General features: G+C 41.7%; 9 protein-coding genes. 4 read left to right on the top strand and 5 right to left on the bottom strand.

Going from position 1 to position 14421, the window contains the following annotated elements; translation table 11 throughout:
• The first annotated feature begins 156 nt into the window (after positions 1–156).
• On the top strand, positions 157–2082 hold the full coding sequence (locus RM049_RS10005; protein WP_322704062.1) for a transglycosylase domain-containing protein: 1926 nt from the start codon (positions 157–159) through the stop codon (positions 2080–2082).
• A 68-nt stretch (positions 2083–2150) separates the two neighbouring features.
• Here the strand turns inward: RM049_RS10005 and RM049_RS10000 are convergent, their stop codons facing one another.
• Positions 2151–2474 (bottom strand): DUF1825 family protein, encoded by a 324-nt coding sequence (locus RM049_RS10000; protein ID WP_094349476.1) that lies wholly within the window; start codon positions 2472–2474, stop codon positions 2151–2153.
• Positions 2475–2600: 126 nt separating this feature from the next.
• Positions 2601–3533: a J domain-containing protein gene (locus RM049_RS09995; RefSeq protein WP_322704061.1), complete on the bottom strand. Its 933-nt coding sequence runs from the start codon at positions 3531–3533 to the stop codon at positions 2601–2603.
• 210 nt (positions 3534–3743) lie between these two features.
• Between RM049_RS09995 and RM049_RS09990 the strand changes: the two genes are divergently transcribed.
• Entirely contained in the window at positions 3744–4118 is a 375-nt protein-coding gene (locus RM049_RS09990) for an NINE protein (RefSeq protein ID WP_194042368.1), read from the top strand.
• 14 nt (positions 4119–4132) lie between these two features.
• Complete coding sequence (locus RM049_RS09985; RefSeq protein ID WP_194042369.1) at positions 4133–4666, top strand: helix-hairpin-helix domain-containing protein; 534 nt, start codon at positions 4133–4135, stop codon at positions 4664–4666.
• Positions 4667–4745: 79 nt separating this feature from the next.
• On the opposite strand, the gene lepB is transcribed toward RM049_RS09985, so the two are convergent.
• Positions 4746–5318 (bottom strand): signal peptidase I, encoded by a 573-nt coding sequence (lepB, locus tag RM049_RS09980; protein WP_322704060.1) that lies wholly within the window; start codon positions 5316–5318, stop codon positions 4746–4748.
• Positions 5319–6945: 1627 nt separating this feature from the next.
• Between lepB and RM049_RS09975 the strand changes: the two genes are divergently transcribed.
• A complete protein-coding gene (locus RM049_RS09975) occupies positions 6946–7854 on the top strand; it encodes a polysaccharide deacetylase family protein (RefSeq protein WP_322671968.1) in 909 nt (302 codons plus the stop codon).
• A 175-nt stretch (positions 7855–8029) separates the two neighbouring features.
• On the opposite strand, the gene RM049_RS09970 is transcribed toward RM049_RS09975, so the two are convergent.
• A complete protein-coding gene (locus RM049_RS09970; protein ID WP_322704059.1) occupies positions 8030–8764 on the bottom strand; it encodes a class I SAM-dependent methyltransferase in 735 nt (244 codons plus the stop codon).
• Between the two features lie 365 nt (positions 8765–9129).
• Positions 9130–13815: a glutamate synthase-related protein gene (locus RM049_RS09965; protein WP_322704058.1), complete on the bottom strand. Its 4686-nt coding sequence runs from the start codon at positions 13813–13815 to the stop codon at positions 9130–9132.
• Positions 13816–14421: the final 606 nt, after the last annotated feature.

The raw sequence follows: 14421 nt of genomic DNA, 5'->3' as shown, positions 1-14421 counted from the left end.
TAGCTATGTTTTGCACACTAGAAGTTAAGTTGGTTATAAACACTTGCAATTTATCCGCTTTCTCATCTGCCAAACTACTATAATTGCAAAAAACTAACCGCCTTGCTTCACCCAATCAATTACAGTTAAATTTACAAGTGAGGAAGTGAAATAGCCGTGTCGTCGTCTAGGACTTTTGAAGATAAACAGCCACAGCGTCGGGCTTCATCAGGTTTTGAGTTTTTGAAAGGAGTTGGTCAGGTAACTGGCGGTACTCTCCTATCAATCACCATGCTGGCAAGTTCCATTGTAGCCGGAGGACTGGTTGGTTTAGCCATCAGTTTCCGTAATTTGCCAGATGTGAGACAGCTACGTAACTTCTTCCCCTCAGAAACGACTTACATTTATGACGTTAAGGGCAAGCTCTTAACAAGTATTCATGGGGAAGCCAATCGGGAAGTCGTACCTCTGGATAGAATTTCCCCGAATTTAAAACGGGCAGTATTGGCAAGTGAAGATAGCCACTTCTACGATCACCACGGTATTAACCCCACTGGTGTTGGCCGGGCTATAGTAGTTAACGCTGTAGCAGGTGGAGTCAAAGAGGGTGGCTCTACTGTGACTATGCAATTGGTAAAAAACCTGTTTTTGTCTCAAAAACGGGCCTTTACCCGTAAGTTAGCAGAGGCTGTGCTAGCAATCCGGTTAGAACAAATTCTCACTAAAGACCAAATATTAGAAATGTACCTCAATCAAGTTTATTGGGGTCATAACAATTATGGTGTACAAACGGCAGCCCGCAGTTACTTTAATAAATCATCAGAATATTTAAGCTTGGGTGAGTCAGCAATGATGGCGGGTTTGATCCAAGCACCAGAAGAATTTAGCCCGTTTGTGAGCATGAAGCTGGCAAAACAGAAACAAAAAGAAGTGCTGGGACGGATGCTGGAATTGAACTGGATCAACCAGTCAGAATACGATAATGCCCTTAAGCAAGAAATCAAACTTGGGAGAATCAAATCCTTTCAAGGTAGTGCCTTACCTTATGTAACCAATACCGTAGCGCAGGAGTTGGCTAAGAAGTTTGGGCGTGAGACACTACTCAAAGGCGGGATGCGGGTGCAAACTACAGTTGACGCCAACTTCCAAATCATGGCTGAGGAAACTGTCGTTAAGTGGCATAAAACACTTCTGGGGCAAGGATTATATAAGAATCAAATGGCCCTTGTGGCCATCGATCCGCGCACGCATTTTATTAAAGCACTGGTGGGCGGTATAGATCCTAAGACGAGTGAATTTAATCGTGCAACTCAATCTCAGCGCCAGCCCGGATCTTCTTTTAAACCGTTTGTATACTATACTGCTTTTGCTACTGGTAAATATGGGCCAGACTCAACAGTGGTAGATGCCCCAGTTAGCTATCGAGATGGTAACGGTTGGTACTTTCCCAGAAATTATGATGGCGGTTTTAGTGGAGCTATGCCAATCCGCAGAGCTTTAGCCCAATCGCGTAACATTCCGGTGATCAAGATTGGTAAGGCTGTAGGGATGAATAGAGTTATAGAAACGTGTCGTACTTTGGGCATTATGAGTCCAATGGAACCTGTTACTTCCTTACCACTTGGTGCAATTGGTGTCACTCCTCTGGAAATGGCTAGTGCCTATGCTACCTTTGCTAATTATGGCTGGCAATCTCCACCAACTGTAATTGCCCGTGTCACCGATAGTAGTGGTAACGTGTTGCTAGATAACACTCCTAAACCACAGCTAGTTCTCGATCCTTGGGCATCAGCCGCAATTATCGATGTGATGCGATCGGTAATCACTGAAGGTACAGGTAAAGGTGCTGCTCTCGGTCGCCCAGCCGCAGGGAAAACCGGAACAACATCATCAGAAAAAGATATTTGGTTTGTTGGCACTGTGCCACAGTTGACAACTGCTGTTTGGGTAGGGAGAGATGACAACAAACAATTAGCTGACCATGCCACAGGTGGTGTCATGGTTGCTCCCATTTGGAAAGATTTTATGGAGAAGGCACTTAAGAACGTACCCGTAGAAAACTTCAAGTCACCTTCCCAGTTTTCTCGTCCCAAGTCAAATTAAAGTTAGGAGTGATAAGTTATGAGTTATGAGTTTATTGAGAACTCCTAACTCCCAACTCCTAACTTTTGTTAGGGCTGTTTTTCTAGCTCGGCTTTCATCCGTTCTAAAGTGAGGTGCATTTGGTCAAACATTTGTTGCGGAGTGACACCGAACTGACCTAATTGCGTTTTCAGTTGTTCTACTGTCATTTGTGCCATGAAATCTTCTGATAGCTCGAAGCGCTTCATAAAGATGCGGTACCGATCCATCATGGTTTCCATTTGCTCAATAAACAGCTTTTTGCCATCGCGGTCAAATTTGCCGTAGCTGTTGCCAAGCTTGATCAGCGCTTGATAATCCTCAAACAGCTGTTTTGCTTCTTGCTGAACTATTTCCGAATCGAAGAATCCCATATTGCTTATATTAAACTGAGCGCCCAGACTCAGTAGCTTAATAGTTTTACTTCTATTTATTATTTTAGTCTAGGGGAGTAATCTAGTCACGAAGCTTCGGTTTTGGTACGGTTTGTTACCGAAATTTCAACACTTGACTTGAGAAGGTTTCCCCTTGTTAAATCGACTTAATAAACTCGCAATACTCAGAGCTTTAGCCATTGATTTCGGATTGGTATTTTCACTCGGTTCAATTTTCAGTCTGGTAGCGTATTTCAAAGCTAGTGAATCTTGCGGGTTAAGTTTTAATGCTTGACGGATGTAAACCCTAGCCATGCCGATAAATTTCTGTTTTAGATGTACTAAACCTAATAAAGCATAATAGTCGCTGTTATTTGGCTCTAACTTGATGGCATCGCGCAGTTCTTGCACGGCTAGGGCCCAATTGGCTAGCCTGACGTACTCAATAGCTCGCTGGTAGTGACGTTGGGCGTAATTTGTCAAAACTGGTTTGACATTAGTTTCTTCATTAAATGTCAATTCAACTGGCTTGACTTCTACTTCGGGGATGATGGGAACAACTTTTTGCGGGAGAAACAAGTCAGGTTTATGCAACTGTAAGTAAACTAAATTCAGTATACTAATTTGTTGTGTAACTTGAGAAAACTGATGGAGTGATTTGTATTGAGCTTCTGCATAGGAAGCGATCGCTTCTTCATAAAACAATTCTGCTTGGGGTGCAGACATTTCTATAATTTCCTTAGCTATGGCACTTTGCCCACACAAAGCTTGCTGCTGTAATAGTCTTGCGTCCGATCGCAGCATAGCTATGGCAATCAAGCGCTTGTGTCGATTTTTGAGTTGTTCGTAAGCTGGATTGATTAAATAGCTAAGTATTGCCGTTGCTAATTCTTCGTTTGGATTGCAGTTTTTAGCATAGCGATCGGGATGTAGCAGTTTCGCTAAAGTATGATAGCGTTTAAAAATCTGGCGATCGTCAGCACTCACAGAAATTCCTAGCACAGCGTAAGGATCGCAAAGCTGTTTAAGCCATTCTGGCGGTAGGAAGGTCTGTGACATCGTAGTAGTCTAGATCCGTTAAAAACTTAAAATTAGCATCAAAGCTGAATGCACAGTCATGTGAAACTTACTCAAATTTCTTCAAATTGGGGATTGGGGACTGGGAACTGGGAATTGGGGACTGGGAAGATTTAGTTAGGGATGAATTGTTTGTGTGCCTTTTGGCTGTCTTATTGTCGGAACTATGGTATTCGTATATTTATTAGAAATATGTTGACTAAGCGCAAAAGCCGAAGTGTTGCCGCTGTTTTAGCTTTTTCTGGCACACTGACAATTTCAGGATTACATAAATTCTACCTGGGACAGCCTTTGTGGGGTGTTTTGTATGTGTTGCTTTCCTGGACGCCGATCCCCAAGGTAGCTAGTGCGATTGAGGGAGTTTGGTATTTAGCCCAAGATGAAGAAGCTTTCGATCGTAATTTTAATCTCGGCAAGTCAGCAGCGAGGAACTCACAAAAGGCGATTAATCAGGTAGGAGCGATCGCTGACGCAATGCGGGAATTAGATGCTCTGCGCCAAGATGGACTGATTTCAGAGTATGAATTTGAGCAAAAGCGTCGCCAATTGCTAGACCAGATTTCTTGAGGTAAGCGACAATCATGAATAATTGGCTACCTTTAAATTCCAGGCTGCAAAAACTCCGCGCCAAGCTCCTCAACGATCCTTACTATCGCCTACAATCTGGGGAAGAAATTCAGATTGCAGCTCAATTAGGTATTCGCATTGATGCTAATCAAGCGACTGTAGATGATTGGTTACGCTTACCAGGTTTATCAATTCACCAAGCGCGATCGCTTGTGGAACTTTCACATTCAGGTGTGAAATTTTACTGTATTGAAGATATCGCTGCGGCTTTGGGGATACCAGCGCCGCGCTTAGAACCATTAAAGCCTCTGCTGAATTTTATTTACTATGACCACGAATCTTTAGAAAATCCTACCCATTTACTCAACCCGAACACAGCAACCGTTGAAAAATTAGCACAAATCCCATTTATAGATTTGTCTCTGGCGGAAGCAGTGGTGCAAAATCGGCAATCAGCCGGGCCCTACCGTAACCTGGCTGATTTCCAGCGACGGCTGGAGTTAACTGGTGATGCGATCGCTCAGATAATGTATTATTTGAGATTTTAAGTTAAAAGTTAGAAGTCTTAAAATAACTCCTAACTCTGGCAATTTTGGATTGAAAGAAAAATCCAAAATCTAAAACTGATTAAATGAACCCAATGCGATTGAGAGGCCAAAAGCGAAACGTTGCCCGACCGATGACATTTTTTCTGGGTAAAAAGCCCCAATAGCGAGAGTCATTACTATCGTTGCGATTATCTCCCATAACAAAAAATTCGTCTTCTGGGACTTTCACTGGTTGATATGGCTGATTTGGAGGTTCAGCGATGTAGTCTTCTGCTAAGGGTTGACCGTCGAGGTAGACTTTGCCAGAAGCAACACTAATTACCTCACCAGGCTGACCAATAACTCGCTTGATAAACGCTTGGTCTTTGGGATATCCTCGACGTTGTAGTTCTGCGGGTGGCTGAAAAACAATAATATCGCCAGTTATGGGAGGGTGAAAATGGTAGGAGATTTTTTCAACTACCAAGCGATCGCCAGTATGTAAGGTGGGCAACATTGAGTCAGAAGGTATATAGCGCGGTTCGGCGATAAAAGTCCTGATTAAGAATGCCAAACACAGTGCGATCACTATTAAGATCAGATTTTCTTGCCAACTACGCCATACTTTTAACGACGCACGCTCTTTTTTTGCATCACTTTCGTGAGGAATCATAAAAGTTTCTAGCCAGTTTCAGAAGTGAGACAAATACCTTGATTATTTTGACTCAAAAGTTATATTAATAGGAAAAGAGGATTTAGGCTCAACCTATACAGATATTAAATAATACACTTACCCATTTGCTAAAGATAAGCAAAAGTACTGTAAAGAAACTATGACTTGTCTGAGGTAATATAAGCTAATAATTAGGATTGCTAAATAGATTATTAAAAATAAAAATTTTAATTGCTGTAATTATAAGGCAAGTTATGAGACAATCGGAAGTTTTGTTTCTTCCTGCAAGATCGGCTAGTTACAGACTGCTAAAGTGATACAACCAGTAGGTTTTTTCTTTAAACAGAAAATTGGTTGTGAGTTGCAAAATAGTCTACCTCATGTTTGACAGTATCTACCTCACTTTACTGAAAAAACGCAGATAGCGCAGCGTTAGCGAGTCCACGAGCGTCGGGCTGTCTTGCTGGAGGTTGAGTTACAAGAAAATTTCCTTTTTAAGTAAAATTACATAAACTTAGCCAAAATTTAAATGTATTTTTAAATGCATAAATTTGGTTCAAAACCGCGTTTTTAGTCAAAAATACTACTTTTAAAGATGAAATATAGGCTTTATTGCTTCAATGGATAAATAGTATTATATTGTGATTTTAATCACTTGCCTATATATACAAAATTAATTTCCGTAATTACACGGTGACAGTGCATATTAAACTGTACTATTAATTAAGATATAAACATACTTAATTATCGAAAAAAACATTCACAGACAGAAGGCTACTAGCAATTTGAGCTAAAGTATCAGCATCCGAAACAGAAGTAAGCTGCTGATAGAATTATTTTTCTTGAATGAGTCAAAGGTGACTAGATTGAAACAATAAATGCCCCTTGCCAATGAGAAACTATATTGAATCAATTTTCGTCTGGTCTATTTCATAGAAAGTACAAGGTAACATTCTGTGAGTTAAAAATTTAACTTTTTCTTAAAAAGGAAACAATCGCAACAGGCAGTAAAATATATCTTATCAAGAATAGAACTAATAGTTTGCCAGAGTCTTATTTTAAAGAGGCCCTACCTTTTTAAGTAGTTTTGTATGTTAATCAAACAATTCACTTAAGTTGTAAACTATACAGTTTTACAGTGAGAAAGTCTGACTAAAAAACTTTAGTTTGCTAAAAGTACAAATTGTAGGTATGACAACTGAGTTCATTTTATTTGAAAAGCTATAAAACTTGAAAGGATAATGCTGCCTTAGCGGTGAACTGAAAAACAGCAACTAATTCATAACTCCTATTTAAAAGGATTTTGGGGTGTGGTTAATTATTTGATTGTGTTCCTCTGCTTCTTAGAGCTAGTGGTAAGAATGTGGAAGCGCAAAGCTTACCTTTGATAACTGGGTTGAAATTAAACAGTACCAAGTATTGTATATTCAACGCTGTCCAAATCGAGAGCATATAGATTTTAGTTAAAGCAATATAGTCGCTCTTAATCAATTCTGAATTCCCGTTAGTACCAATTTCAATTTTCATGATTACCAGAAAGTAACTGGTATCTAAATATCTAATAAAAATGTGCTATAACGTACCGTCATAACCGTGGTGATGGTTCGATCTTTGAAGGAGCTTTGAGGTGGAAAATAATAAGTCGTTTCTGTGGCCAGAAGGAATATTAATTGCGCTACTTGCTTTAGGTGGTGTTTTTAGTCTTGCTTTTATGATGCTTCTAAGGCCAAATGCTTCGGATGCTCAGAATAGACCAAGTATAAATATCAAGGATGTATCTGCAAACGTAGGAACTCAGCAGCGCATTGAGAAATTAAAGGCGGAGATGCTTACAAGGTGGCAACAAGAAGCACAAACAAAGGGTCTAGCCTACCCCATACCAAGACGCTTTCAAGGGGAAATCATCAAAGCTGCAAAACTTACTCAGGGTGAGAAAGTGATTGCTCTTACCTTTGATGATGGTCCTTGGCCTCAGACCACAGGGCAAGTGCTAGATATTCTAAAATCAAATAATATCAAAGGGACGTTTTTTGTAGTCGGGCAGAACCTAAAAAATTATCCAGAGTTAGGAAAGCAGATTGTCGCTCAAGGTCACGTCATTGCCAACCATACTTGGCATCACTGGTATCACTTCTTTAATCAACAAGCAGCTGCTTTTGAAATTGAGCGCACAACAGACTTAATTTATCAAGTTACAGGTGCTAAAACAAATCTCTTCCGACCGCCTGGTGGCAATCTGCACAATGGATTAGCAGCTTATGCAAAAGGACAAAAGTATGCCGTGGTGATGTGGTCTGCTGATTCCACAGACTACAAGTTACCAACTGTACCAAAGTTGATCGATAACGTGATTAAAGATTCTAAACCTGGTGGGATTGTGCTAATGCATGATGGTGGTGGTAATCGTTCTAGAACTGTGCAAGCTTTACCAGAAATTATTAGCAACTTTAGAAAGCAAGGCTATCGCTTTGTGACTATTCCAGAACTTTTAGAAATGGAAGATACAGACCAAAAGTTGCTTGCTAACAAAAAGTAATAGTTATTAATTATGGGCAATTGCTCAATAGTAATTGGCTAACAACTAAAATTATATTTTGTGGATAAGATGCATTTGGGACTGGAGTTTAGACTAGTTCCTAGTGCAAAAATAAAAAAAATCAACTTTTAAGTTGATGAATAATTTTGGTTATTTAGATGGCGGTTTAACCTAGCTATGGAGAGGCTATAACTGTCCAAGTTGCCATATATGTTCCAGCGTACTTATTGGAATAATCAGTAGTGCTATCAGGCACGAACCAGTCAGGAGTCGTCTTCTGCTGTTGAACTTTTTTCTCCAAGTCAATTTGCAGAGAAATATTCTCGTAAACAATTTTTGCCTTTACAACTTTCAGCAATTTTTCTAGCAAGTTTTGTAACCATTCTGCCCGAACATATAAATTATGAGATGGATGTTCGCCATAAGCAAAAGGTATAATAAGCACCAAATATCCTTTGTCGCTTATTAGTTTATCCAAGCAGAATTGAACGAGTTCTCGATCGTCGTTTTTTTCTAGTGTTTCCTTGTCAACATTATGAAATAGCAAACCAGCTAGCACAACGGCATCAAATTTTTGATTTTCTGAAGCTAATTCTGGCAGTGCTACCGATAAATCTTTAGCAATAAACTTCTGCTTGGGGTATAGTTTTGAACAGTATTGTATCGCACCTTCACTATGATCTATCCCAAGGTAGTCACATCGCTCAGGTAGATATTTGTTCAAAGCCCCATTGCCACATCCCAAATCTAACAAAGAGAAGGAACGTTGCTTAAAAGCCCAATCGAGATACCAAACTGATGGGGTGTATCGGGTAGCATTTTCAGGAGATTCAAAGTATGAATAATAATCATCTTGAAAACGTTCTTCTTCAGACGTTTTACGATCGGGAGCTTGATCTTCTATAAGCATTTTTATAGACAAATCCTAATTTGTTGGTAAACATTTATAGTGCAGTGTACCAGGATTTAGGTAATGCCTTCTATACTCAATTAGGTAGATTTCAGGACAGTGCCGATCTCGAATTTATTACTTAGACTTTGACAGGATTTAATTGCTCGGTCACTTTTGTAGTCTTAGTCTAAAGTTCATTTGTGAATCAGTTAGTGAATATTCCCCCTTTTTTAGGGGGAATATATTTTCTCCTACGCTCTTTTTAAGAGGGAAATTCAGGTGACTGCTTTAGGTATCTAAAGGGGTTTTCGCAGAGTACCTGTTTGTGCAACTTCTTTGCCGGGAGAATGCCTTAAGGCAGAGTATGAGAACGGTTATAGTTACTAATGACTGCTTACTAAACTGAACTCAGTTGTTTTTTCAGGATTGGCTTCTGGACTATCAGCTTCAGAAGGCGGAACCAACTGCCAGAATTTCGGCAAAAATTCTTGCCAGTTTTGCAGAATTTTCTTCGCCTTTGGTGAACCAGTGCGTTCTGCATGATTTTGGATTAATTCTTGCAGTTGCTTTGCACCTACTTCGGTAATCACCCGCTGAATTTTGACAATTTCTGGGTTGACTAACTCACGAAATGAGTCGTCTTCATCCAAGAAGTATGCGAGTCCACCAGTCATTCCAGCAGCTACGTTACGTCCTACTTTGCCAAGGACGACAATCACACCACCTGTCATGTATTCACAGCAGTGATCCCCAGCGCCTTCAATCACTGCGATGCCTTTGGAGTTTCTCACAGCAAAGCGTTCTCCTGCTAGACCATTGGCAAATAAGATGCCACCAGTAGCACCATAAAGGCAGGTATTGCCAACTATCACATTTTGTGAGGCGTTATAGGTAGCATCTGTTGGAGGTTTGATGATGATTTCACCACCATGCATCCCTTTACCTACATAGTCATTTGCTTCTCCTTCTAGGCTGAGAATTATACCTGGGAGGTTGAAAGCACCAAAGCTTTGCCCAACACTACCTGTAAAGTTGAGATTAATTTGTCCTTCAAAGCCACTGTCACCGTATTGAGAAGCGATCGCACCCGCTAATCTTGTGCCCACTGTTCTGTCAGTATTGATAATTGGGTAAGTCTTGGTGACAGTAGACTGATCCCTAATAGCAGCCTGAATGTCAGGATCGCCAAGGAACTTGTCATCCAAAACCACGCCGTTGCTGTGGACTTCTTCATGCACCAACCAGCTACGATTGTCTCTGCTATTTGGTAGCTGAAGTAAACAGTCGAGATTTAGCGATCGCGTTTTGGTGAGATTTACTTCTGGGCGCAGTTTTAATAAATCTGCACGTCCAACGATTTCTGACAAAGAACGGTAGCCAAGTCGGGCTAACAAACTCCGCACTTCTTCAGCAATGAAGTAAAAGAAGTTGACAACTTGTTCCGGCATTCCCGTAAACCGCTTGCGGAGTTCTTCTTTTTGAGTAGCAACACCCACAGGACAGGTATTCATGTGGCAAACTCTCGCCATAATACAGCCTTCAGCAATCATGGCGATGGAGCCGAAACCAAATTCTTCACCGCCCATTAATGCACCTATTACCACATCCCAACCACTCTTGAGTCCGCCATCTACGCGTAAAATCACGCGATCGCGCAAGCCATTTTCCATCAAGACGCGATGCACTTCACTTAAACCCAATTCCCAAGGGGAACCAGCGTGTTTAATCGAACTGAGTGGTGATGCACCTGTACCACCATCATGACCAGAAATCTGAATGATATCAGCGTTTGCCTTGGCTACACCAGCCGCGATCGTGCCAATGCCAACTTCTGCAACTAGCTTCACCGACACCTGTGCTTTGGGATTAATTTGATGCAGATCGAAAATCAGTTGTGCTAAGTCTTCAATCGAATAAATATCGTGGTGCGGTGGTGGCGATATCAGCGTCACACCTGGCTTGGAGCGCCTTAACATCGCAATGTATTGGCTCACCTTGGGCCCTGGCAGTTGTCCACCTTCGCCAGGCTTGGCACCTTGAGCAATTTTGATTTCAATTTGTTTGGCGTTAACTAGGTACTCTGGTGTGACACCAAAGCGTCCCGATGCAACTTGCTTAATGGCACTATGAGCTATATCACCATTTCGCAATCCTTTTAAATGAGGTAGTGTTGGCGAGTAACCAGACTCGTCTACATCATCTAGAACTGTGTAGCGCACTGGATCTTCGCCGCCTTCTCCAGAATTTGATTTACCACCAATGCGATTCATCGCGATCGCTAAAGTTTCGTGGGCTTCTCTTGACAAAGCGCCTAAAGACATGCCACCTGTGCAGAAGCGCTTGACTATTTCATATACCGATTCCACTTCTTCTAGAGGAACCGACGGGCGATCGCCTTGGAAGTCTAGTAAATCTCGCAAGGCTGTTACTGGTCTGCCTTGGAGGTGCTTTTTGTAAACTTCGTAGTGGTCGTAGTTTTTGCCATCTAGAGCCTTATGCAGCGCCTTAACCATTTCGGGGCTATTCATGTGGTACTCGCCGCCAGGACGGTACTGCACAAAGCCCAAGTTTTCTAACTTCTTGGTCGTTAGTTCTGGGAAAGCTTTGACGTGGAAGGAAAGCACTTCATCAGCAAGTTCGGTAATACTCAAACCACCGATGCGGGAAGTCGTCCCACGGAATCCCAGGTCGATTAAATCTCCACCGATGCCAATAGCTTCAAAGATTTGGGCTGCTTGATAGCTGGAGAGCAGAGAAATTCCCATTTTGGAGAGAATTTTCAGCAAACCTGACTCTACTGCTTTGCGATAGTTTCCTAAAGCTTGTTCTAGGGTGAGGGTGGGAATTTTTTGCACACCCATTAACTTTTGAGTTTTGGGATCGGACCACCAATCACGCACCGTATCTAAAGCCATGTATGGGCAAACTGCGCCAGCACCATAGCCAATCAGACAAGCAAAGTGATGGGTACTCCAACATTGAGCAGTATTCACAATCAGGGATGTTTTCATTCGCAACCCCTCACGAATCAGATGGTGATGCACCGCGCCCACTGCTAATAGGGGAGGAATGTAGGTATATTCTGTGTTGAGACTGTCATTAGCTTGATCGCTTAATATTAAAATCTTTGCACCTGCCCGGACTGACTCAGCTGCTTGTGCTTGCAAAGATTGCACTGCGGCTTTCAATCCTTCTGGGCCGCTAGCGATCGCAAATAGAGTTGACAACTCAGCCGTGGCAAATCCTGACAGCTTAATCGCCTCTAATTCACCATCAGTTAACACTGGCGATTCGAGTTTTAATCTCCGAGCATATTCTGGCTTGGGTTCTAATAAGTTACCCCGTTCGCCTAGTTCAACTTTCAGAGACATCACTAACTTTTCCCGGAGAGGATCGATCGCCGGGTTCGTCACCTGAGCAAAGCGCTGTTTGAAATAGTCATAAAGCAGGTGGGGCTTTTGTGACAGCACGGCTAAAGGAATATCATCACCCATGCAGAAAGTCGGTTCAGAACCGGCGATCGCCATTGGGTGAATCACCATTTCTACATCTTCTGTGGTGTAGCCAAAGGCAGTTTGACGCTGAAGTAAGTTTTGCTTGTCAATAGTCAATTGTCCTTGGTCATTTATCAATTCTCCTTTGCCATTACCATTTGCTAATGACGGATGACTAATGACTAATGACTTTAATTCTTGACGGTACTGTTGCAGCCATTCTCCATAAGGATGCTGCTTGGCGATGCGCCCCTTTATGTCCCAATTCTTCAGCACTTCATGATTTTCTAAATCCACGGCAATCATTTGCCCTGGGCCAAGTCTACCTTTCTCGACAATATCGGCTTCTGGGAAATCCACCACACCAGCTTCCGAAGCTACAACAATGTAATCATCTTTGGTAATCGCGTAACGAGCTGGTCTTAAACCATTACGATCTAGAGTTGCACCAACTTTTTTGCCATCGCTGAATACTAAAAGTGCTGGCCCGTCCCAAGCTTCTTGCAAACCACTGTAATATTCGTAGAAATCAACAATTTCTGGAGATTCACGTAAAGAAGGCTGATTTTGATAAGCCTCTGGAACCATAATCATTAAAGCTTCCAAGGGGCTGCGTCCAGAGCAAACCAGCAATTCCACTACGTTGTCTAGGGTAGCTGAGTCGCTATTATCAATGTGAACTAATGGCTTGAGTTCCTGGATGCGATCGCCCCATACAGGATGATTCAGGCTAGCTTCTCGTGCCATCATCCAGTTGATATTACCCAATAAGGTATTGATTTCGCCGTTGTGACCCAAAAGCCGCATCGGTTGGGCTAGGGGCCACTTGGGCATGGTATTGGTACTAAAACGGCGGTGATAAACAGCAAAGGCGCTTTTGTAAGCTGGATTTTTTAAATCGTCATAAAAGCTGCCCAAGACAGCAGAACGTACCATACCTTTGTAGACAATTGTGCGACTTGACAACGAACAGATATAAAATTCTTCTGAGATGTTAGTTGCAGCTTTACTAATTCGGCGGCGGGTAATATACAACTGGCGTTCTAATTCATCACCGCTTTTGTCAACAGAAGCTAACAAAACTTGTTCAATCTGGGGCTGATTTTCTCTTGCTTGTACCCCCAGCAAATCAGATTGCACAGGTACTACTCGCCAACCCAATACAATTAATTTCTCTTCAGCAGCTACTTGCTCGACAGTCACCCTCGCTTGTTGTGCAGCTTGCTGGTCTTGTGGTAGAAATATCATCCCCACAGCTATGCGATCGCTAGATGGAAATTCCTTCCCCCTTTGGGCAAAGTCTTGTTGGAACAACTCCCAAGGGATTGCTGTCAATACTCCAGCACCATCACCAGAGTCGCGATCGGCGCTACAACCTCCCCGGTGTTCTAAGCAGGCTAAAGCAGCTAAGGCTTTTTCGACAATTTCATGGCTGGTATGATTTTGGCGATGAGCAATAAAACCTACACCACAGGCATCTCGTTCTTCTACTAACCACTTTTGCCCCTGATAGGTATCTCTTGAGTTGATATTCGCTGTGATTTTCTGGTCTTGATTCATCGGTTTATTATTCATACCCTGTTCCTGAAGTATTGAGTTACCAATTTTGCCACTACATTGTGGGAAAAAATTTCTAAATTCAGCGATGGAAAAATATATAAGCACCGAAATTTAGGGAAAAAAAATTTTAACTTCGGTTTTACTTTGTTAGTTAACCCGTGTTAAAATGTTTGCGTGTTTTTTATGTATTTATGCGGTGTTAGACAACTTACCTCCGCCAAGACATCATTTTTGCCCTGACAGTTTCTTTTTTATATTTTGAAGCTAAGTATTTTTTCAATTTCTTTTTCCAGATGCACGCTAGCTACTCATGGAGCCTATTTCGGCTCACCTGAAACAAAACTAAAACTGAACGCTGCACTATTTTTTTAAGCCAAAGCCCAGATAATTAGTAATCGATCGTGACAATCAAGAACTCACTCTAAGCAGTCGCCTTGCGTTTCTTAAAGAAGCTATGCTAAAGGCTTTACGCTACGCTACCTTAATTCGTGGTTGCAATCAATGAGGGGTTCTACCCTCCATTGTTTTGTTAACCATTGAATTAAAAATTGAGTCTGAGCTGGTGTACCCTTTTAATTACGAATTACGAATTACGAATTAGTAATTATTTGGTTATCCCGA

Source organism: Nostoc sp. DedQUE04, from assembly GCF_034530995.1.
Taxonomy (GTDB): domain Bacteria; phylum Cyanobacteriota; class Cyanobacteriia; order Cyanobacteriales; family Nostocaceae; genus Nostoc.
This window is presented reverse-complemented; position numbering and strand designations above follow the sequence as displayed.

Coding starts and splice junctions, on each gene's coding strand:
- RM049_RS10000 (WP_094349476.1), bottom strand. CDS start 2,474: ATGGGATTCTTCGATTCGGAAATAGTTCAGCAAGAAGCAAAACAGCTG.
- RM049_RS09995 (WP_322704061.1), bottom strand. CDS start 3,533: ATGTCACAGACCTTCCTACCGCCAGAATGGCTTAAACAGCTTTGCGAT.
- RM049_RS09990 (WP_194042368.1), top strand. CDS start 3,744: ATGTTGACTAAGCGCAAAAGCCGAAGTGTTGCCGCTGTTTTAGCTTTT.
- RM049_RS09985 (WP_194042369.1), top strand. CDS start 4,133: ATGAATAATTGGCTACCTTTAAATTCCAGGCTGCAAAAACTCCGCGCC.
- lepB (WP_322704060.1), bottom strand. CDS start 5,318: ATGATTCCTCACGAAAGTGATGCAAAAAAAGAGCGTGCGTCGTTAAAA.
- RM049_RS09970 (WP_322704059.1), bottom strand. CDS start 8,764: ATGCTTATAGAAGATCAAGCTCCCGATCGTAAAACGTCTGAAGAAGAA.
- RM049_RS09965 (WP_322704058.1), bottom strand. CDS start 13,815: ATGAATAATAAACCGATGAATCAAGACCAGAAAATCACAGCGAATATC.